General features: G+C 37.5%; 19 protein-coding genes, 1 other RNA gene and 1 pseudogene. 4 read left to right on the top strand and 17 right to left on the bottom strand.

The genetic code is table 11. From position 1 onward, the window contains the following. Nucleotides 1–122: 122 nt before the first annotated feature. The 15 genes and pseudogenes from ABFG93_RS21080 to ABFG93_RS21010 form a co-directional block, all read right to left on the bottom strand. Complete coding sequence (locus ABFG93_RS21080; RefSeq protein WP_347549947.1) at nt 123–1,265, bottom strand: THUMP domain-containing class I SAM-dependent RNA methyltransferase; 1,143 nt, start codon at nt 1,263–1,265, stop codon at nt 123–125. 129 nt (nt 1,266–1,394) lie between these two features. Further along, an RNA gene (gene rnpB / locus ABFG93_RS21075) (RNase P RNA component class B) lies at nt 1,395–1,790 on the bottom strand. A gap of 214 nt (nt 1,791–2,004) precedes the next feature. Further along, complete coding sequence (gene gpsB / locus ABFG93_RS21070; RefSeq protein WP_347549946.1) at nt 2,005–2,325, bottom strand: cell division regulator GpsB; 321 nt, start codon at nt 2,323–2,325, stop codon at nt 2,005–2,007. 90 nt (nt 2,326–2,415) lie between these two features. Then, nucleotides 2,416–2,991: a DUF1273 domain-containing protein gene (locus ABFG93_RS21065; RefSeq protein ID WP_347549945.1), complete on the bottom strand. Its 576-nt coding sequence runs from the start codon at nt 2,989–2,991 to the stop codon at nt 2,416–2,418. Nucleotides 2,992–3,049: 58 nt separating this feature from the next. Then, nucleotides 3,050–3,556, bottom strand: a complete 507-nt coding sequence (locus ABFG93_RS21060; RefSeq protein ID WP_347549944.1) for a CotD family spore coat protein — start codon at nt 3,554–3,556, stop codon at nt 3,050–3,052. A 418-nt stretch (nt 3,557–3,974) separates the two neighbouring features. Then, entirely contained in the window at nt 3,975–4,631 is a 657-nt protein-coding gene (locus tag ABFG93_RS21055) for a 3'-5' exonuclease (RefSeq protein ID WP_347549943.1), read from the bottom strand. Between the two features lie 68 nt (nt 4,632–4,699). Continuing rightward, entirely contained in the window at nt 4,700–6,604 is a 1,905-nt protein-coding gene (locus tag ABFG93_RS21050; protein WP_347549942.1) for a DUF294 nucleotidyltransferase-like domain-containing protein, read from the bottom strand. Between the two features lie 9 nt (nt 6,605–6,613). Next, the gene (locus ABFG93_RS21045; RefSeq protein WP_347549941.1) at nt 6,614–7,861 is read right to left on the bottom strand and encodes a ribonuclease H-like domain-containing protein; all 1,248 of its coding nucleotides are present in this window, start codon (nt 7,859–7,861) and stop codon (nt 6,614–6,616) included. Further along, on the bottom strand, nt 7,851–10,142 hold the full coding sequence (locus ABFG93_RS21040) for a DEAD/DEAH box helicase (RefSeq protein ID WP_347549940.1): 2,292 nt from the start codon (nt 10,140–10,142) through the stop codon (nt 7,851–7,853). The genes ABFG93_RS21045 and ABFG93_RS21040 overlap by 11 nt, the downstream gene beginning before the upstream one ends. 88 nt (nt 10,143–10,230) lie before the next feature. Continuing rightward, nucleotides 10,231–10,953, bottom strand: coding sequence for a DNA polymerase beta superfamily protein (locus ABFG93_RS21035; RefSeq protein WP_347549939.1), 723 nt, complete (start codon nt 10,951–10,953; stop codon nt 10,231–10,233). Nucleotides 10,954–11,007: 54 nt separating this feature from the next. Beyond that, nucleotides 11,008–12,876, bottom strand: coding sequence for a thioredoxin domain-containing protein (locus ABFG93_RS21030; RefSeq protein ID WP_347549938.1), 1,869 nt, complete (start codon nt 12,874–12,876; stop codon nt 11,008–11,010). A 40-nt stretch (nt 12,877–12,916) separates the two neighbouring features. Continuing rightward, nucleotides 12,917–13,075, bottom strand: a pseudogene (locus ABFG93_RS21025) (DUF255 domain-containing protein); the annotation flags it as partial. 58 nt (nt 13,076–13,133) lie between these two features. Then, entirely contained in the window at nt 13,134–14,666 is a 1,533-nt protein-coding gene (locus ABFG93_RS21020) for a recombinase family protein (protein WP_347549937.1), read from the bottom strand. A 100-nt stretch (nt 14,667–14,766) separates the two neighbouring features. Further along, nucleotides 14,767–14,910 carry a hypothetical protein gene (locus ABFG93_RS21015; protein WP_347549936.1) on the bottom strand — a complete coding sequence of 48 codons (144 nt, stop codon included), beginning with the start codon at nt 14,908–14,910 and terminating at the stop codon, nt 14,767–14,769. An 869-nt stretch (nt 14,911–15,779) separates the two neighbouring features. After that, the gene (locus ABFG93_RS21010) at nt 15,780–16,340 is read right to left on the bottom strand and encodes a site-specific integrase (RefSeq protein WP_347549935.1); all 561 of its coding nucleotides are present in this window, start codon (nt 16,338–16,340) and stop codon (nt 15,780–15,782) included. A gap of 1,040 nt (nt 16,341–17,380) precedes the next feature. On the opposite strand from ABFG93_RS21010, the gene ABFG93_RS21005 reads away from it, so the two are divergent. Both ABFG93_RS21005 and ABFG93_RS21000 read left to right on the top strand, forming a co-directional pair. Next, nucleotides 17,381–17,902, top strand: coding sequence for a hypothetical protein (locus ABFG93_RS21005; protein WP_347549934.1), 522 nt, complete (start codon nt 17,381–17,383; stop codon nt 17,900–17,902). Nucleotides 17,903–17,917: 15 nt separating this feature from the next. Next, entirely contained in the window at nt 17,918–18,136 is a 219-nt protein-coding gene (locus ABFG93_RS21000) for a hypothetical protein (protein ID WP_347549933.1), read from the top strand. A 186-nt stretch (nt 18,137–18,322) separates the two neighbouring features. Here ABFG93_RS21000 and ABFG93_RS20995 read toward each other — a convergent pair whose 3' ends face one another. Next, on the bottom strand, nt 18,323–18,604 hold the full coding sequence (locus ABFG93_RS20995) for a GIY-YIG nuclease family protein (protein ID WP_347549932.1): 282 nt from the start codon (nt 18,602–18,604) through the stop codon (nt 18,323–18,325). 274 nt (nt 18,605–18,878) lie between these two features. Continuing rightward, on the bottom strand, nt 18,879–19,577 hold the full coding sequence (locus ABFG93_RS20990) for a hypothetical protein (protein WP_347549931.1): 699 nt from the start codon (nt 19,575–19,577) through the stop codon (nt 18,879–18,881). A 556-nt stretch (nt 19,578–20,133) separates the two neighbouring features. Here ABFG93_RS20990 and ABFG93_RS20985 point away from each other — a divergent pair. Beyond that, nucleotides 20,134–21,264 carry an SIR2 family protein gene (locus ABFG93_RS20985; protein WP_347549930.1) on the top strand — a complete coding sequence of 377 codons (1,131 nt, stop codon included), beginning with the start codon at nt 20,134–20,136 and terminating at the stop codon, nt 21,262–21,264. A gap of 181 nt (nt 21,265–21,445) precedes the next feature. Further along, nucleotides 21,446–22,084, top strand: coding sequence for a hypothetical protein (locus ABFG93_RS20980; protein WP_347549929.1), 639 nt, complete (start codon nt 21,446–21,448; stop codon nt 22,082–22,084). Nucleotides 22,085–22,115 lie beyond the last annotated feature (31 nt).

The following is a 22,115-nucleotide window of genomic DNA, read 5'->3' as shown; positions in this document are numbered from 1 at the left end:
AACAGGATCCCTGAAGCCGGGCTCCTGTTTATTTTTGTGCACAAATGAAAATACTGATTGTCTGTTAAACCCTTAGCCACCATTTTAATTTAATGTCTAAGGGTTATAGAATACGCTTTGACTTAATCTTTCTTTGGTGGTTTTGGCCCAAAGAACTGGAAGTAATGTGTTTTAATATCACCATTATATAACTTACGGTTCTTCGTTGCTCTCTTACCATACACCTCTTCGAAGCGTGGATGAGAAGTTAGAATGTATACAGACCATGTATCAAGACGCTCACGGAACGCTTTCCCCATCTTACGGTACATGTCCTCAACTTCTTCACGTTCTCCGAGGCGTTCGCCATATGGAGGATTACCGATCAGAGTACCGTATTCTAACCTTGAGCTCACATCGGTTACCTGCATCTGTTTAAATTGAATAAGATCCCCGAAACCTGCTTCAAGTGCATTGTTTTTAGAGAGATCTACCATTTTCGGATCCAGATCACTTCCAAAAATATGAAGTGGCTGATCGTAATTCGCGAGATCTTCCGTTTCAATCATCGCTTCTTCCCAGCGTTTCTTACCAATCCACTCCCAATCTTCAGAAGCAAATTCGCGGTTAAATCCTGGCGCGATATTCTGGCCGATCATCGCTGCTTCGATTGGAAGTGTACCTGAGCCACAGAAAGGATCGATAAATGGCTTATCAGCATTCCAATTTGTTAGCATAACCATTGCTGCTGCCATCGTCTCCTTAAGCGGTGCTGCACTATGCAAGTAACGATACCCTCTACGATGCAACCCTTTACCACTCGAATCAATCGTTAGAATTGCTGTATCCTTGTGGATCGCTACTTCAATTTTAAAAAGTGGTCCGTCTTCATCAAACCATGACACGTTATAATTCTCTTTCAAGCTTTCAACAATAGCTTTCTTCACAATGGCCTGACAATCTGGAACGCTATATAACGTTGACTTTACAGATCTTCCACTAACCGGAAATTCAGCATTAATCGGAAGCAAATCTCCCCATGGAAGAGCTTTTGTAGCTTCAAAAAGCTCATCAAAAGTGGTGACCTTAAATTCCCCGACCTTAAGCTTCACACGATCGGCTGTTCTTAACCAGTAATTAGAGCGACATATCCCAAGCTCGTCACTTTCATAAGTGACTTTCCCGTTTTCAACGCGTACGTTTTCAAAACCAAGATCCTTCACTTCACGAGCAACCAATGATTCGAGCCCCATTGTGGCCGTTGCAATCAATTCATACTTTGCCATCTTCTAAAACCCCAATCCTTCTTAAGCTCATAATTACGTATGTAAATTTTAATTTCCGACTTTATCATACAGGAATTCCTGTATACATGCAAAAAAGCCCCATAAGGGCTTTTCATCAAGATGATAACGTTCTGTAAGCCATGTTCTGTTCCATTGTACTGCAAACGGGATCTCCCCTCGTACTCAGGTGGTAATCATCTATCTCCAGGTGCGTCCTCGCCACCTGGCTCTCTCTCCGTTCAATTCCTTCAAGAGAGCTCCCCTACCATAATTTGGGTTTCTCGCTCGTGGGGTTTACCTCGTTCCACTCTTAATGTTTCCATTAAGACTTCGTCACTGTGGCACTTTCAGAGTATTCGGGCCATATTCATAGAACTTAGGCCGTTTCCCCGCCGTTAGCTCAATTGAGCTACCCTGACTTATTGTTTCATCAGGCACGAACACTACGATCATCTCAGATCGTGCGAGCATGGACTTTCCTCTAAATCCAGCTAATCTAGCAGGATCCAGCGATTACCCGAACGTTATCGTTATTAGGACAGCAAAAGCAATTATATCTCATATCATCTATTTATGCAAGATGACTTTGATTAATGGTCTCGCTTGTTCTAAATAATAGTATAGTACGGTGCGTGAAATTTATCAAGTGGTAAAAAATGAAACTATCATCATAGGGGAGAGGAAGCGCTCCCCCATAAATGATTAGTTGAACTGAAATAAATCACCCCTTAAAGCTGATTTATTCGTATAATTTGCTACCAAAGACGTGTTTCTCTAAATTCGAAAGTCGTTTAAGAATATCGTAATTTGTGTTACCTGGTTGCGTCTGAGAACGCGTCTGCTGGCGCTTTTGCTGCTCGGACATGCGATCCATTTCTCTTCTCAGACGCGTATTTTCTTCACGAAGTTGTTCAATATCGTTCTCAAATCGTTCGTAATCTTTAATGACCACATCAAGAAACTTATCGACATCATCCTGATCATATCCGCGAAATCCGCTTTTAAAATCTTTTTCAAGTATATCTTTCGCTGTTAATTGAGTCGGTTGTTGCTCTGCCATTTTATCACCTCTGTATGTATGCAGTTATCTTCTTTATTTTATTCTTCCAAAAGAGCTACGTCTTGTCAATTGGAATCTACCCAAATCATACTATTGACTATAAAAATCAGGATTACTCTCACGTAAATCTTGCTCGAGGAGATCTAAATCAATAGGAGTGATGGTAAAAACTTCGTAACCAGCATCATTTCTTTGTCTGTTCTCACTCTCTTTCAGATAATAATCAGGGGATCCCGGCGTATCTTCATCATATAACACGAGCATTGCGTTACTTTTTCGAACAAGAAATTCGTTCTTTGCTTTCAACTGACCGGGATTCTCATATGGCCTGCTAGTAATCGATTCCACAAAGTCAGCTTCCGCCATAATCATATTATAATATTCCTGTGTCGGTTCTTTCCACTTACTTTCCTGCTCAAGAAAAGGCGTTAGCACCGCTAATTTAAGTTCTGGATACTCATTCCGCAAATCAAGCGCCGTCTCACCTGCCCAGAGCTCAACTCCTGTTTGACCACTAATAAGTATCCATTCAAACTGCCTTTCTTCAATAAGTTGTGCCATTCTCATTCTAAGCGCTGCTTTAATGATCGGAAGACCGGGATGATCATCATTAAAGATGCCGAGTTCGTGAGCTTTATATCCAGTGACAAGCAATACATTCGCCACACTGACACCTCCTATGTAAAAACGAACTGGAAGTCCAGTTCGTTTCAATATACCTATATTATCTACGTTTTTGTGCAGGACTAACCTGACCTGGCATAGCATTTGGTCCCTGCATAGCACCTGCTACCTGTGATGGACCTTTAGGGCCTTGCATAGCACCTGCTACTTGTGACGGACTTGTCGGTCCATAACCGGCTGGCATCGCACCTGTTGGACGCGGTGGTGGATAATTGTCCATATGTGAAGCTAATACTTCATTGGACTCTGTTAATGGATATACATGGTTATGCTCATACATGTGATGGTGTACATTCTTAATATGAGTTGGGTGAACATGTTCAACATTGTGCTTGTAATAATGGTTTTTCACACAGCACTTAGTAGGATGAACAATAGGACTTGTTGGACATGGCCCTTGCATGGCTGGACTCACCTGACCGGGCATTCCGCCTTTCATTGCTGGACTCACTTGCATAGGCATATTCGCATTTGGTCCCTGCATTGCCGGGCTGACTTGATTTGGCATGTTCGCATTCGGCCTCATGCGATGATGACGTTGAAACATAGTGTAGGTTCCCCCTTCTTAAATTGGTGATTTCCCTACTAGCCTATGTTAGATACATGGTACATGTACTGTGTATTCGTCCTCATTTTTGAATTACAAACCAAAAACGACGCCTATTTTTTAACAATTACTTCAGAATCATCATAAATTTGAGCCGATTCACTGATCTGACTCATAACAACGACTGTTAACGCAATTACCATAAAAAACATTACCATAATAACCTGCTTCAATTTCCATCTCTCCATTACGTTAAATCTGACTTCCTTAATAAAAAATAACAGAAACTTCAATATACTATTCAAAGTTACAACAAGAGCCGACAATTGTAAACGGTGTTTCAACAACTTTTATCAAAGAAATCGTCGAATGGTTGGCCTTTATGCGCTTGCCCGGGGAATAATTTCTTGAAATAAGGCTATTTCCTACCAAATACCAGATTATCCCGTGCGATTCGATCTCTTATTTCCTGTTCATACCCGTTTTTAATATCTAATTCCTGAAAGAGCTTCAAGAAGAGTTCTGCCGTCATTCGTGCATCATTTAGTGCATGGTGGCGCTCATACCGCTCGATATTCAGCTTACGAATCAGCGTGTCGAGCTGAGGATTCATTTGAGGTAGTGTGTCTTTCGCAAGTTCTTCTGAACAAAGATACGGTGGTAAATAATCTGGTAGACCACACTTTTGAACGAGTGTTTGCAGGAAATAGACATCGAACTTAACGGGGTGCGCAATTAACGTGGTTCCTTTACTAAAAGCCATGAACTCTTCGAATGCTTCAAGAAATGTCCACCCCGCGCGTATTTCACCAATAGAAAGCCCAGTTAATTGTCTTACAAATCGTGGCACCTTATGAATGGGACGCACGATACGATAGAATGATTCTTCTAGCAGACGCCCTTCCATTAAATCAATTTTTACAGCACCGATGGAGATCACCTCATCTCCAAGCACCGGATAAAATCCGGTTGTTTCAAGATCAAATACCGTAAAATAGCGGCTACTTGATTCGTGGTAAGAACATAGTGATTCAAATAATCTGTCGTAAACATGAAGTGATCTTTGGGATTTCATTCGCTTATTCCACTTTATTCGATTAAATAGGTAATATTTTATTAATTTAAATCCTAGCGAAGACATTATTAAATACTCCGATTTCTTCGGAAGCTCAATTCACTAACCTGCTGCATTCGTTTTGCAACGAGTAGAGCTTCTCTCATTTTCCTTCTCTCTTCTTTTTCCCATTCAATAGGTCTGACGAGATTTGACATCTCTAAACCATTATTAAGCTGATGCAAATTCTGTCTGACCCTGAACGTATATAAATAGTGAAGAGATGTCTCAATATTAATAACATCACGATGATGGAATATCTCTTTGCGCTTTAATTCGTGAAGTCGTTTAATTGTATTCACTTCTTCAACACCATACTTCATCGCAAAGATCCGTATGCCATTAACAATCTGCATGATGGCCGCTTTCTTCAAGTCGAGCGTTTTCTCTTTACCTCGTAATTGTAATTTCCCAATAGGATTCAATGGAACACGGAAACGGATGGTATCTTTCATTAAAAGCATCTGAAGGGTATGTGCTTTTCTTATTCGCTCTGTGATTCTACTTCGTAAAGTACGGGCAAGATCAAAATCTCCGTAAACAGGCCGAAAGTCCATAAAAATCGTGAAATTACGTATTTCTTCAGCATCGGTTTCCGTGATCCAGCGATTTACTTCTGTCTGCCAGTTCGATAAAGATCTTCTCCATTTGGAGTTCTTTGCCATGATACCACCTTCGCACTCTGGTAAACCACACGTGGTTAGCATGGCATTGATCTTCTCAGAAAGCACTGTGAAGAAGGTGTCTATCTCTTTTCTGTGCTCTAAATGTTCATAATCATCGATGATCAAACCATTATCCTGGTCAGTACTAAAAGCCTGCTCTTTCCTGCCTTCACTGCCCATGACAATGAAACAGAAATTAACAGGAGCACGTCCATATCCTTCCTGCATCATCTCTTTCTCTGCCAGTAAAATAATACGTCGGTGCATTTCATCATTGTAGTTGGACATCATTTCACAAATTTCGTATCCGAGCGTATTGGCATCCAGTAATTCTTGAATAAATGAGCGGAATTCTTCATGAATCGGTGGTGATAAATTCATGATTTCATTCAGTTCTTTGGCTCTTGAAAGCCTGTAAGAAAGATCAAGATAGGCTGATTCTTGTATACCAAGAAAAGATTTAGCTGAAACCATGCCAACAAGCTGATCTCGTTTTACGACAGGGAGTAAGGATACCTTATGGAATTTTAAATATGCAAGTGCTTCATAGCTAAAAGCATCTTCTTCAACTAAGAATGGTTTATGATACATCCACTTATGAATAGGGTCTTGCAGCTTTCCACCCGTCAAAGCACTGATAATTTCAAGAGGAGTAACCGTCCCCATCACGCTCTCACGGTCTTCACTAACAATCACTCCATCATAATTCTTCGTACGAAAGAGCTCGGCTGTTTCCATGACCGTAAAGGTGGGAGGAATCGTTACCATTGAATCCATAATTGAACTGACCCTTGTTCGATAAAGTGCGATGTTTTCACCATCCGCTTCCCGATCACGCTCCTGCTTGATTTCATCATATAGACTTCTCATCCGCTCTCCGATTGTGTCGAGTACATGGTGAGAAAAACTCGGATTTTCCGTCATAATCTTCAACATAACTTCTTTCTTAATATGAATGACCTGGCAATCTTCATTTGCTTGAACAGAAAATGTCATCGATTCATCTGTTAGCATTATCATAAGACCAACTAAATCACCAGGGTAATAAAACCGCATCGTAGCCTGCTGCCCATTCGCCTTATGGACAATGTTCTTCGCTATCCCAGAAACAAGTAAATATAACGTATCTGCACCTTCGTCTTCATAATATAAAAATTCACCTTTTTGGTAGGTCGAAAAACGGGCAGATTCCATTAAATTTCCAATTTCTTCATCACTTAGCGAATGGAATGGTTCTTTCTTTTTCAATACATCATAGAAATCCTGCATGATAACCTCCTACCGTAAGCGGGCTTCTTTTTGTTCCAGACGTACAATCCGTTTCATATACTGCATACGTTCATTTTCTTCTTTATTCTTTAGAATACGCTTCTTCGCCTTCCATTTCTGGTATCCTGACAGCGCATAATAAAGAGCTTTTTCATAGTCTTTCACCTTGTGCTCGTAGTACTTTGCAAGCTCAATATCACACTCTTCATCTGTGGTTGACTCAGAAAGCTTGAACCAGATGGGCAGTGCTCTTTCTATTGTTCCCTGCTTTTTATAAATGCGAGCGAGAGCTTTCCTTGCGTCATGCTCATGCCGACCGCTTGTCTGCTCATATAAAGAAGCTGCATGCTCTTCTTCTCCTACTGCTTCCCACCATCTGGCAGACTGATATTGCTCTGCCGCAGTTAACGATTTTCCATCGTGATCCAATAGAAGATGCGACATTCGAATATACAACGTAATTAAGGAGAGGATATCTTCTTCATTATGCTTTAGAACACCGGCAATTAATTCCGGGTCAGGATCTTTAACAAATTCAAAATACAGCATTGGGGCTAAATAACCTGGAATATCTTCTTTCCGTTCAAAGCCAAGTTGCTGTTCTTCTACGATCGAGAGTCTAACAGATTCCATCTCATTTTTCCAGAATCGTCTCGCTCCGTGAAGAAGATCAAAATGCCCGAATTGCGGTAATTTTGGAACCTGTTCACGAATAAGTGTATGTCGAGTTCTTACCTGAGGCCAGTCAAAAGCTTTTCCGTTATACGTCACTAAATTCTTTAATTCCTTCACATCTTCAAGAAAGGCCTGATACATCGGGACTTCAGCACCTGGACCCGGGAGAAAGTATTGATTTACATACATTCCCTTTTCGGTGTATTTGCTATAACCAAGTAGAAATATCGTGTTCCCAACCCCTCCACCGAGACCGGTTGTTTCTGTATCAAAGAACAGTAAGTCAGATGGATTAAGATGTCTCGAAGATAGGGGGTGACTTCGATGAAAGCTATTCCATCGTTCGACAACTCCTTCTAACTCTTGAAACACATACTTCCCATGCTGGTACGTGGTTGGATAGTGTTTATTTCGCACAAGTGCATACTCACCATCGAAGAAAAACGGGCTCGTATCAAGGTCGCGCCATTTTTGTAGATGTGGAACAGAATGAATAGACTGCTCGATTTTTGGAGTAAATTCTTCCCCTTCATTCAGGTTCATATGCTTTTTCATCCGATTCAACTTAGCTTTAAGTGACATGAGAATGCTCACCTCTTAAGTATTCGAGTAAGTATCTCGCAGTTTCTTTGCTGTTCTCTCCAGTCTCTCCTGAAACGCCAACACAGGATGGACAACCGCCTTCACATTCGCATTCGACTACGATTGATTCTGCTTCTTTTAAAATAACCCCAAGCTCCTGGTACACACGCTCAGAAAGACCTATTCCACCAGGATAACGATCATAAAAGAAGATTGTTGGTTGATTGGAATGGACCGCCTTAATTTGAGGTGTCACGTGTAGGTCAGATACATCACACATCACAAAAAGAGGAGCAACATTACGAAGCACGTTACCAAGTCCGAGTAACCCTTCTTCAAGACGGTTTTCCCCCATTGTTTGTACAAAACTTTCCGGGAAATCAAACCAGCACGCATTCGTATGCAGCTCTTCTTCTGGTAAATGTATAGGTCCTGAACCGATATTCTCATGTGTTTCAAATTTAATCTTTTTAAAAATGGTTGCCATAGCATTCACCATAACCTCACCATATGTTGCCGTTGTATGCGAAAGAGGTTTATGCTTGTCTTCTTCAAGGACCTTGAGCTGTACAGCAAGATTTGCATCCGTGTAGTAATCAACGTCCACTTCACGAACCCATGCTTTCTTCTCTTCATAATCAAGCAGCTCAACCTGATATTGGACACCTTGATGAAGATAAATCGCTTCCTCATGAAGAAGCGTCATCGCACTGAACCGATCCATTTCACCAATCACTTTTACATTCGAAGCAGTTGTATGGTCAATAATTACTACATTTTCTTGTGAAGCTGAACGAAGACTTACGTTATGCGCCGGAAAAGCATCGTTCATCCAGAACCATCTATCCGCACGGCGATGAAGCAATTGTTCTTCCGTTAGAAATTCAAGAACATCCTCTACATCTTCCCCGCCGAATGTGTCCCCCTGTTTAAAAGGCAGCTCATATGCAGCACATTTCACATGATCAACAAGAATGATCAAATTATTAGGGTTCACGCGGGCTTCTTCTGGATTTCGTTCAAAAAAGTAATCGGGGTGTGTAATCATATACTGATCAAGAGGACTTGAACTCGCAACTACAAACACAACAGATTCGTCCTGACGACGGCCTGCACGACCAGCCTGCTGCCACGTGCTTGCGATTGTTCCAGGATAGCCTGTTAAAACACAGGCCTGCAGCTGACCAATATCAACACCCAGCTCAAGCGCATTTGTACTTACAACACCTTTAATTTTCCCATTACGAAGTCCCTGTTCGATTTCTCTCCTCTGCTTAGGAAGATAGCCGCCACGATAGCCCATGATCGACCTTGGTCCAAGCTCCCGCTGTTCAAGCTGTTGTAAATAAGTAAGCAGGATTTCCACACGAACACGGCTCCGCGCGAACACAATCGTTTGAATGTTATTTCGAAGCAATTCCACTGCAATATTACGAGCTTCAAGCGTTGCAGATCGCCTGATGTTAAGCGCCTGATTCACAACAGGGGGATTGTATAAAACAAAATGCTTTCGCCCCGTTGGTGCTCCGTTATTATTAATGAGTGTGATTGGTTCACCAGTTAACTCCTGTGCAAGCTCTTTTGGATTCGCAATCGTAGCTGAGGTGCAAATAAAAATCGGATTGCTTCCGTAAAACTTACAAATCCGTTTTAGCCTTCTAATCACGTTTGCTACGTGACTTCCAAATACACCTCGATACGTGTGAAGCTCATCAATGACAATCACTTTTAAATTTTCGAAGAGTGACACCCATTTTGTATGGTGAGGTAAAATCGCAGAATGAAGCATATCAGGGTTTGTCATTACAATATGCCCTGCTTTTCGTACAATTTGTCGAATCGTCGGAGAAGTATCCCCATCATAGGTGTACCCTTTCAAATCAACTTCCATCTCATCGATCAGCTCATTGATTTCACTTTTTTGATCCTGCGCAAGTGCTTTAGTTGGAAATAGGTAAAGCGCTCGACTCGACGGATCTTTCAAAATCGTATCAAGGACAGGAAGATTGTAACAAAGCGTCTTCCCTGAAGCAGTTGGAGTTACTGCAACAAAACTGTTCCCCTGAGACGCCTCTTGATAAGCGGTAGCCTGGTGTGTATACAGTTCCTTGATTCCACGCTCCATAAGAGCTTCCTGAAGTACAGGCTGTAAGCTGTCTGGAAATGGAGCTGTCTTTGCGTCTTTCGGTTCAATGGTCTTCCACGTTACGATATTCTGCCGATACCGTTCCTCCTGCTGAAACATGTCCAACAGTTGAGGTAGCTTTTTCTTTCTTTCCATCCGATCACCTCAAAAAATTGTCTCCTTCTATTGTAGCGAATACGCGTTCGAATGGATACCGTTTTGATTTGAAAGACAAGCTTTTCCACTATCTAGAGAGAATAGATCGAAACACTCCATCAATTTCATCGTGATTCACACTTGATTTCACCTGTATGTTATGGGCAGTATTCTCTAATTGAAATAGTTCAGTTTCTAATAACGTTTCTAGAAGCGTCGAATCCTTTATGACTTCACGCGAAAGGAGCTTAACGCAGTTCTCTCTTAGGAAATTATTTATTTCAAGAGATTGCAGCATTGTTTTCAGTGAGTGAGCCGGCATTGAATTAGTCTGAACAACCCATTTTCCAATTAAAATGGATTTGAGAGCATAAATAAGAAACTTCTGATTCGAATATTTCTTATACTCTCTCAAGTTGGTTTGTCCCATTTTCACATAATGAAATAACAGCGCTTTTAACGAAAAGTACCGGTTTCCTAGATCCCTTATTTCCTTTATATTTTCTTCTTTATAAATGATGGGTGATGCTAGCCATTCAAGAAGAGATGGGTTTGATTTTGCTAACAGCTGTAGCGTCTTTTGAAGATCCCATCCATGAACCTCAATATTTCCATCTTTTACCTCCAGTACATCACCTCGGGGAAAAACAGTTAAATACCAATCTCGAGGATGAACATAAATAAAGCGAACGTCATGATCACTTTCCTCCGTTTCATACCCAAATGCCCTGCTCCCTGCTTCGCATGCATATAAGACCTTTACATTGCTCTGTACTTCAATATCATTCAAGATTTCTAGAATATCAGTCACTTATTCACCTCTCTTCAATAAAAAGCTACCGGGTTTTCCCGGTAGCTTCACATCTTATAACTGCTTAATGACCTGCTCAACATCTGTCGTGGGCATGCTACAGCTAAAGTTTTCACACACATATACAGTCGTTTCTTCCGACTTTTCAAAGACGGCTGCAAAGGGGGCAACTTCGTTAAGAGTTGCTGGATCATCTGTTGTAATAACCGTTAGCTCAGGTAAGAAGGAACGTTGTAAATAAAGTTTTATCTTCTCCCTCGCTTCATCAGTTTCATCTCCGATCACTACAATTTCTTTTGGAGCTGAAACAGTAAAGAGCTTACTCATTAAGAAGTAGGCATGTCCACTTGCATAAGAGGAAGCATCACCTGAGAAGGCGGTAAACATCCGGCTCACCCACTCTTCATACGATGTTTTTCCTGTCATTTTAGAAAGTCTCAGGAGCTGCAAGGCCGCAACACTATTACCTGAAGGTAGCGCACCATCACCAACATCTTTCGGACGTGCAATAAGCTTATCTGCATCATGGCCATAAAGGAAAAACCCACCGCTCGCCACGTCCCAGAATAAATGATGCATATCATCTGCAAGCTTTTTGGCTTTCAATAGAAAATCCGGATTATCCGTTGCTTCATATAATTCATTTAACGCCCATAATCCATACGCGTAATCGTCATGATACGCTTTAAACTTTACCTCGCCGTCTCTGTATCGTGCCATTAACCGATTGTTAACAACCAGATTCTCTTCAACAAAGGCATACGAGTGCTTAGCAGCATCAATATAGGCATCTACTCCAAAAACTTTTCCTGCCTTGGCGAATGCTGCAATCATCAGCATGTTCCAGCTCGTTAAAATTTTATCATCCTTATAAGGATGAATTCGTTTTTCACGTGCTTTAAATAGCTTCTGCCTTGCACATTCAAGACGCTGATTAAGTTCTTCTGGTGTTATATTAAACTCTTTAGCGACCTTTTCCATATTTGTATGGATCAAGTTTGGTATGTTTTTTCCTTCAAAGTTCCCTTTATTCGTGATGTCGAACGTACGATTGTAAATATTCCCTAGTTCTTCTCCAAGAAGATCCAGTACTTCTTGCTCCGACCAAATGTAATACTTTCCTTCAATACCTTCAGAATCGGCATCCTCAGCTGAATAAAAACCGCCTTCAGGACCAGTCATGTCTCGCTTCACGTATTCAAGAACGTCACTGGCCACTTTCTTATACCGCTCATTGCCAGTTACCTGATAAGCTTCTGTATAGGTCATAATGAGCATAGCATTATCATATAACATCTTCTCAAAGTGAGGAACGAGCCATACCTGATCAACCGAGTAACGCGCAAAACCAAAGCCAACATGGTCATAAATGCCTCCGTTTGCCATTCCGTCAAGCGTTCTCGTAACCATTGTTAATGCAAGGTCATTCTCATACGTCCGGTAATAACGAAGCAAATACATCAGCATATGAGGAGATGGGAACTTCGGCGACTGTCCAAATCCACCATAAATCGTATCAAATGTATTTTGCATCTGCTGGAAGGCTTTATGCAGCGGTTCTTCCCCTAGTTCTCCCCCTTCTGCTTTCATACGCTCCTGGAGAGAGGCCGTGATTTTATCGCCAATACCTGTAATCCGCTCAGGGTTTTCTTTATACTGCTGATATAGTTGCAGTATCGCGTCTTTAAACCCAGGTATATTATAACGACTCTCTTTTGGAAAATACGTCCCCGCATAAAAAGGCTTTTGTTCAGGTGTTAAAAAAACATTTAACGGCCAGCCACCCTGCCCTGTTAACCCCTGGCACACCTTCATATATATTGAATCTATATCAGGTCGCTCTTCTCGGTCTACTTTAATTGCTACGAATCGGTCGTTGAGTAGTTGTGCTGTTTCCTTATCTTCAAAGCTTTCTCTTTCCATGACATGACACCAATGACAAGTGAATTATTACACCTTGTCAGGAGTACCCTATAGAAAGGAATACTGGCTTGTTTTCATCCTTTGCTTTAGCAAAAGCTTCTTCTCCCCAGGGGAACCAATCTACAGGGTTCTCAGAGTGTTGTAACAGGTATGGACTCTTTTCTTTAGCCAATCTGTTAGTGAACTTCTCTTTAGACATGGTGGCATCACCTTCTTTCCAGTTAGATTTTAGTATTGCAAGTTTCTTTCATTTTGACTTAGGAGAAATTCACTGTGACTTTCCCTTTATCATTTGTGCTTTCTTTCTTAAGATCAACATGACTTATTATTGACTTGAAAAGTTTGTTAATATCCTTCTCCTCAACTATCTTATCAAAGTTAGTTAATAACATGTCCAGTAATGCTAACTTATCTTTATCTTCTACAGCATCCTGTTTCTTCAATTGATTTTGTTTTATTATTAGATCATTCTCTACATCCTTCTGTTTTTGGATAAGCTTATCCTTCCTTATTAAATACACTTCCTTTGTATAAACTTCATCCTCTAGAAGGTCTGCAATTCTTTCAAACTTTGAACTAATACCCTTCAATTCTTTTTCTAAGGAATCAATGTCCTTTAGCAATGTGGTTCTATGGTTATTCTCCCCCTGCCCCTTATCTAAAATTTCTGCTACATCATCTCTATACTTTTTAATTTCAGTAAGGATAGCATCAATAACTTTTGTTTCAGCCATTCCTTTGTTACCACACTTGTTTCCAAAAGGGTCTTTTCTCCAGCAACTTTTGATAATATTACTACCACTATCTTTTCTTTGAATATAAAGACCAGCACCACAGGAACTACATCTTATAAGTCCTGATAATGAAGAAACTTTAGATTTCCTAGTGGCAATAACCTTATTTCTTCTATTCAATTGGTCTTGTACATTATCAAAGATTTCCTGTGCTACTAATGGTTCATGAGCATTATTAACAACAATCCACTCACTTTTCTCCTTTACTTTCAAAGGGGTAGTTTTTTTATTCTTATGACCAGATCCACTAGATTTTCCATATATAGTCTTCCCAAGATAAATCCCTTGTTTTAGCATCCTGTTAATAGTTGTATTGTTCCAATGAATACCACTAGGACTTAGAATACCCTTTCTATTTAGTTTAAAAGCAATATCAGAAGTACTAACTCCCTCATAGGCATCATGGAATATTGATTTAATAACTTCTGAAGGTGAGGGGTTTCCTTCTGTATCTGGTTCAAGCTTCTTTGATTTATAAGAATACACATAGCCATAAGGAGCTTTTCCATTAACCCAGTTACCTTTTAGGGCACCAGCCTTTTTCCCTTCTTTCAATCTCCTTTTAATAATCTTAAATTCTTGGGTTCCCATAAATGACTTCCAATCACTTACCATTACATCTGTATCATTATCAAAATCAGTTACATTTTCATCCTTATCAACAAGAAGTACATCATGAAAAGTAAGCTTTTCTTTAATCCTTTCTATGTCCACAGTATTCCTGCTTAACCTATCCTGATCATAAACCACAATAGCTGAATAATTGTTGCTAGGTATATCCTCATTAAGAATCTCATTAAATTCTTTTCTGTGCTCAATACTATCACTTGACCCTATTTCTTCTTTAATAACATATGACCATCCATGCTTCTTACATAAGCCCTCAAGAATCATCCTATGATTTGCCAAAGCATCTTCTGTATCTTGTCTTGATTTTCTAAGATAGATTAATACTCCACCTTCAGCAATCCTTTTCTGGTATTCCTCAGCAATCAATATTTACACCCCTTCTTATAACCTCAATAGTTACAACACAATATGTTTGTCATGTTTTTTATTACACCATTAACTATAGAAAAAAGCAAGGTAGTCTAGCTTACCCTGCTTGCTTTAATCTGTTGTCCTCTTTTTCAACATCAATTTTTGTGAAAATCTCATTTAGTGCTAATGCCAGTTTTTCTAAGTTTGGTTTTCCATTAACCACCACTTTCACATCTCTACTCTGCTCTTCTCTGCTCATCTTTTCTTTACACCTCCTATTATTGTGTGCTTTGATCATTATCAAATGAAGTTTTTGTACAAATCTTTATTGACTTCCTGCTACTTACCACCCATCAGCAATGCTGTTTTTTTGCTTAATTTAAGTATGACATACAGGGCAAAAGCCTGTCACTGACACTATCTATCAAACAAAAACCCTGAAAATTGACACTCACTATAAATGGTTAATAATGTAAATTACTGATGTATCAAGTGTTGATATATTAATTGATTATTATTTAAAATAATAATTTATAAGAGTTTGTATAATAATGGTTAAAATTGGCAGAACTTTTTTTGGGGTTTATAGGCTATTTGAGTATGATATTAGACACTCAAACCTGCCCCCTCTACCCATATTTGGATTTATTTAGAAACAAACCTCATGGAAGTAATGATTTTAGAGTAACTGTATTTTACTTGTTATAACCCAATTTACTCTCACTACCTTTCTATAAAACCATAAAGTACACTTTCTTGTTTGTTACCTCCATTAGCAAATAAACACTAGTGTAATGCTGATCAATTTAATGCATAAGAAAATAACTGAAATATATGTATAATACTGATTACAAATTGGAATCCCCTGAATTTAACAACACAAAAAGTGCCCAAAATGCCATACAGAGATGAACTATAAGTTAAAAAGAAAAATGACTGAAAGGAAATTTTGTATAGGGTATTGTATTAGTTAGTAGTTATTACATTACTAGGTGTGGTAACACACCCCCTCTGGAAGAGGGGAAAGGGAAGTATCCCTTTCTTGTTAGAATCTCTTAAAGAAGTATTGGGGCAGGTTAAAAAGGTACTTAATGCTTAACCCTTGGGGCTGAAATGGAGTGGAAACTACTAAAGACTGAAACTTTCTAATGATCTCTCAATCTCTTCTTCAGTGATTCCAATGTATTTTAAGGTTATGTCAGGATGTGAGTGATTTAAGATTAATTGCAATTTTGCTACATCCATTGTTTGTTTATAAAACCAGTAACCAAATGTCTTCCTCATAGTATGTGTACCTATCCCCTCATCAATATCTACCATGTGAGAAGCCTTGTTAAGCTGTCTGTATGCCTGTGTAGTGGATATAGGGCTTAACCCTTTCCTAGATGGAAAAAGCCACTCAGAGTCAATCTGATTGATATATGACTGTATTTCATCATAGATGTTTGCAAGGTTGATTGTCCTTGGTTTCTTTGTTTTTCCTTCATGTAAAACTAGCTTCCTTTTCCCTCTTACATCACTAACTTTCAATCTCAATAAATCCCCTACTCTTAATCCTGTGTTAATTCCAATGAGAAATAATATGTAGTCTCTTTCACCACACCATTTCTTTAAAGACCATTTCATATCCTCAATCTGTTCCTTACTTCTGATAGGTTGCACATCTTTAACTTGATTCTTAGTAGTCATTAGTTATCTTCCTTTCAAGTCAGTCATATCAATGTTTTGAATGTATGTTTTTTTAACTAGCTTGAATTTATCATCTTCATTCTTACAAACATAGTCTTATCAATGAAATGAATGTATGTTTTTAAGTATTTACTTACATTGATTAGTGGGGGGTCTATAAGGGCTGTCCCTTCTAAATATTCCAAAAATATGAAACTGGCACCACTATCACATATCTATCATTTTTCATATCTGTAAAAGGGTACTTTACTTCATTAAAGAAAATCCTCCTACCCTTCTTCAACAAAGAGATACACTGAAATTGTAAACTCAACCTCAAATTTTTCTGAAATTAAAATTGTCATAAAGATTTAATATAATAGATAAAAACCACCAAAACAGCCAAACCCCTTGAGCCACAAGGGATTGAGGATTTATAGGAACATATATTCCCACCTACTAACATGAACTATAAGAGCAGACCTTCCCCAAGGGAAGAGGAAAAACTTTTTTTACTATTTTTTTGAAAAGGAGATGGGGAAATCACTTAAATAATTAACTCAAGGGCTTTAGCCCAATCTTGAATACTTGGAAAGATTGTTAATTACTAAAAGATATTAATAGCATTGTTCAGAAGTATCTTCACAATGGACTGCTAACAGTCCTCTAATTATCATTAATACACTTAAAGGCAAGTTGGGGCAGGTTAAATAAATAATTTAAAGAAATTTTGATAATTGGTCAAAAAAGTAGCAAATACACCTACAGAGAGGAACTATAAGTATGAGAGAAAAAAATAGATGCTTGTAGTTCTTCTTTATTTCTCTAAAGATTCACAACTCCTTTGAATCTTCTGAATTGGGAGAGGTCTTCAGAAGCCTCTCCTTACATAACTAACTCTTTATAAGGTTCATATAGATCAGCATAAAAGGTATACATATGTTTCAGCATAATATTAGCTGACTCTATGTGTGCCCTTTTTTTGTGGCATGGAGTAGTCCAACCCCTTCTGCCCCAGAATACAAGAGAAGGTAAATACCTTATAGGAGATGAGACAAAAGATGAGCAAGGAAATAGTAGTTGAAGGTGTGAAAATTGATAAAGAACAGGCAATGCTTTTACAAATTGCTGGAATGAGCACTGATAAAATAGTTGAGTGGTTTAGAGAAAAGCAGGAAAGAAAGGCTAGTGAAGTAGAGAAACAAACTAATAAATACACTGAATTCTATGGTGCAAAGGTAAGCAGCTTGAAAGAAAGTAAACCTAATAGAAATGCAAGAGTAACCCTCTTTAATGGCAAAACTATTGAAGTGGATGCTTTAGAGTTCAATTACAGGCCACTTAGAGAGCATGTTACTGCTAACAGTGACAAATACCTCTTTGTAGGTGGAACATATGTAAATAAGGATGCTATTGCCTCTTTTGTGGATGCAGATGAGGAAGAAGTTGATAAGGCTATAGATGAAGAAAGAAAAGATCAGGCAAAGTATGAGGAAGAAGCTGAGAAACTAGCAGAATCAGTATTTAAAGAGAATGAACATAAGTTTAAGGATTATGGAAAAGGCTTTTACAGAGAAGTATAAAAGGAGTGATTATTAATGACACAAGAGAAATTTGAAGCAAAAGCTACTAAGAGAATTTATCTCAAAACAGATGAAGTATTAGATCAGACTGCTGGAAAACAGTTTACTGAAGCTGTTGCAAAAGGACAAACCTTGTTTAATGCTGGTGAAAACATCATTTTAACTAAAGAACAGGTTAAAACATTGAATGAGTGTTTTTCAATATCTCATGTTAAAAAAATTACAATAAAATAGATTGCTTTATACAACTTTTATAATATAATTAATATTGTCATTATTTGGCAATTTTCTTGTGACTGACTCTTTTGAGATCAGTCTCTTTTTTTGGGCTAATACCACAATAAAGCAGGGCAGATAGTTATTGTCATCTATTTGGTATTTGTCATGAATATTTAAAACTACCCCTGCCCCATTACTTAATTAATAAATGTATGCTCTATAGCTCTTGTTGTAAGCCAATTCAGATTCAGCTACTTTTGCTTTTCTTAACCACTCATCCTCTTTTTCCTTTATCAATCCTTTAGGACAAACTTCTAGTGTCATGAATGCAAATGCATCAACACCATATTCCTGCCAATCCTTCTGAAGTGCTTTATTAGTACCAATGCCTCTATTTAATTCTGATTTATGATTTAATATTCTTTGATAAACACAGTTAGATGCTCCTATGTAAAACCTGCCATTTAGTAGATTTTTTATCATATAAACTCCTGATCCTTGTGGGTATTGCTTAGATAATAACATGGATTCACCTTACCTTTTATAATGTGTAGAAATTTATTGGAGGACTTTGGTACAATATTAATATTAACTCCAAAAGCATTTTAAGTCCTTTTGAAGGAATTCAGAACCTTAAAATAAAACAACCTCTTTCAATACAAATTGCATTGTTAGCACTCTTTAATAAGATATTGAGCTATCAGTAGGATACCATTTTATGTGAGACTATAAAAATAAAGAGAGCCTATTGGCTCCCTTATCTTTCTAATTCAACTGTTACCTCTTTGCCTTTTTCTAGTTCTGTGTATGATTCATCATCATAAACTGTTCCTGCCATGTATCTGATTGAATCAACATCTGTGTTATCAATCATTATTGCCTGTGTTCCTTTATACTCTGTATCTGAAAGAATAGTCCCAGAAGGTTCCTCAGCAGTGACCATGAAATCAGTCATAAGTGAGTCAATTTGTTTTTTGCCTACTACTGTCTGCTCAAATTCATTCCACATAATAGGCTTACCAGTGTTATTCTGGACTGTATATTCTGTCTGTAAGTATGTGAATGGAGTTTCTAATGTTCCACTGTCCATCATAGCATTAAGTTCAATTGACTGGATTGCTTCTTCACTTGCTTCTGTTATTTTAATTATCTTAACAGTATTAATTGTTACTGAGAAATCTCCATCAAAAACTGGTTGTTCTCCATCAAAGAGAGCTAACAGTTCTGCTGTTGTCCCATTACTTTCTTCAATTTCCCCAACTTTCTCAAGTACAGTGTTCCCATCATCATCTTGCTTGCTATCTTCCTCTTTTTTTGTTTCTTGATTGGTAGATGACTCTTGGTTAGTCCCCTGTGTTCCTTGATTATTTGTGCTTGCTTCTTCATTTGCTCCACCACAAGCACCTAAAATTAAAAGTGTGCTCATTGCCCCTGCAATAGTAATTTTTTTAAACAACCATTTCCCCCCTATTTTTACAACTTGCCCCAATTATACATCTATTACATTTAAGTTAAAAGATATTAAATTAATTTCCATCATAAAATTTCAATCAAAAAAAGACTTATAGATTCATGTGCTTACCTAAATTCATTTTCTTTCCATAAGTTGTAATCTCAACATTTCCCTGCTGTAAGTGATAATCAGCATCCCTTTTCTTAATATAATAGTAATTGCCTTTATAAAGTCTGGCATAGTCCCCAACTTCTTTTCTTTTTAGATCAAACTATCTTCCTCCTAACTTGTTGAACTACTACTGCCCTACTATCAATATGTTCTGCTATTCTAATCCATAATTCTAGCTTCCTGATCTCCATAATCTCTTATGAAAAACTCTTCACCCTCTTCAGTCACCTACTTAATATCCATTAACACACCTCTCTTTAAATTGATCTGTATGAAAGAATGGTAATTTTCCATTTCAACAAAAAACCCCTACCAATTAAGGCAGGGGCAGGTAATGATTTTTATCAACTCTCCTTTTCTGGTAAAATTATCATAGGGAGGGGATTTTATGAAAAGGGTAGTTTTGACAGGTAATGGTTTATCAGTAGGTCTAAACCCTGATTTTAGTTTGAAATCTATTACTGAAAGATTCTTTGATAGGTTAGATGAAGAACATAGAGATTTTATTGAGCATCACATGAAAGAAAATTACTCACAACTAGACTTTGAGGAAGCTATTTCCTCTATTGAACAAGTGTATGATTCATTGGCTCACTACAATGATTTTTTAAATGGTGAAAAAGGATCAAACTTTTTGGATGCTTACAAATTAGAAAACACTGAGATTGAGAAGCATATTGAAGCTATTAAGACAATCATTCATGAATATACATCCTCAATTCTTGATTTAATTATTAATAATGTTAAACAAAAAGACATCACTGATAAATTACAACCTTTTGTTGAATGGTTAGTTGATACAATTGATACTTCTGATGAAATAGATTTATTCACATTGAATTTTGATTTGCTTTTAGAAACTATATTATTAACTTATTATGAAAGTGAGAAGTTTGCAGACTTTCATTTTAGAGCTAAACAATGGTCAGCAATCAAGAATGATTGGCAATATTACTTTGATCCAGACAGAAGCAAACAAATCCATCCTGTTAATTATGAAAACAATGTAAGGTTACATCACCTGCATGGGTCATTATCTTCCTTTAAAGATCTCAAAAGTGGAAGACTTTTCAAGATTACTACAGAAGCTTTAAAAGATAACAATTTATATGACAATATTTTTGAACATGGAGTTATTCCTTCAATTGTTACAGGTGGTGGAAAAAGTTTAAAAGTTCAACAAAATCCTTTCAACTATTACTACACGGAATTCAAAAAGGCTATGGTTATAGATGAGCTATTGTGTGATGAATTGTATATTGTTGGTTATAGCTTTAGAGATGAACACATAAACAAGGCAATAATTGACAGATTGAAAAAATCTAGAAAAAATGAAAATCCTAAACCACTTAAAATTATTATTGTTGATTTTGCTATGGATGATTCAACTAAACTAGAGTTTATTGAAAGAGTAAATACTGCTTTACAATTGCCAAGAAATCATGCTTTTAAGCTTGGAGATGAAAGAATATTATTTGAAGGTGCTAATAGTATTAATGGTGTTCAAATGACTTCTTAAGATAGTATAAATCAACTCTCTCATGAATGGGAGAGTTTTTATTTTGAAATTCCCCTTCAACATACACTATTATAAACTCCAATAAAGGGGCAGTTATTAATCTATAGATTACAATTACATAATTTTGAAGTATTATTATAGAGGAGATTTAAACCATTATTGTATAATAAAGGAGTTTAATATGAGAATAACAAAATACATGGGTTACTCATTTATGACTTTAGCTATTTTGAATTTATTAGAAATTTTTGGTTTAGAGTATTTCATTTTAGACACAGTATATCCTACATGTTTAGCTATTGCAGGTGTACTTTTCATGGTTACTGATTATATAACCTTTCATCACAATATTATTCAACACCTAAGAAAAATGGAAACAAAGCAATCAGACCTCATGATAGTTTTTAAAAGAGAAGGCGTAGACACAACAGGGCTTGAAAGAAATCCAAGAACATTAGGTAAATTGTCTAGGTTAATAGAAATACACAGTGTTAAGGTTATATCTGTTATCAATGGTTTGGCTGTTTTTGCAATATTTATCCTGCCCCAATTAAAAGTAGTTAATATGTTATTTCAGAATGAAAACTTAATAGTACCAATCAATAATTTCTCTGTATTTATGGGTATTGGTATAAGTGTTTATCTCTCAGACTTAAAGGTTGAATATAAAAAATTTGAAGATGAAACAAATGAAATAGCAGAAGATATTTATAAAATGTCCATAGAATTTAAAGAAATAGTAAATAATATTGATCTTCCACCAGATGAAAGAACAGAAAAAATTAAAGAATTCACTAAAGATTCTTTCAAAAGAAAATAAAGAGTATACATTAATGTTTTTTATAACTTAA

Origin of the sequence: Pseudalkalibacillus hwajinpoensis (assembly GCF_039851965.1) — a bacterium.
GTDB lineage: Bacteria > Bacillota > Bacilli > Bacillales > Guptibacillaceae > Guptibacillus > Guptibacillus hwajinpoensis_E.
Note: the sequence above shows the minus strand (reverse complement) of the source record. Positions and strands in the feature narration are given on the sequence as shown.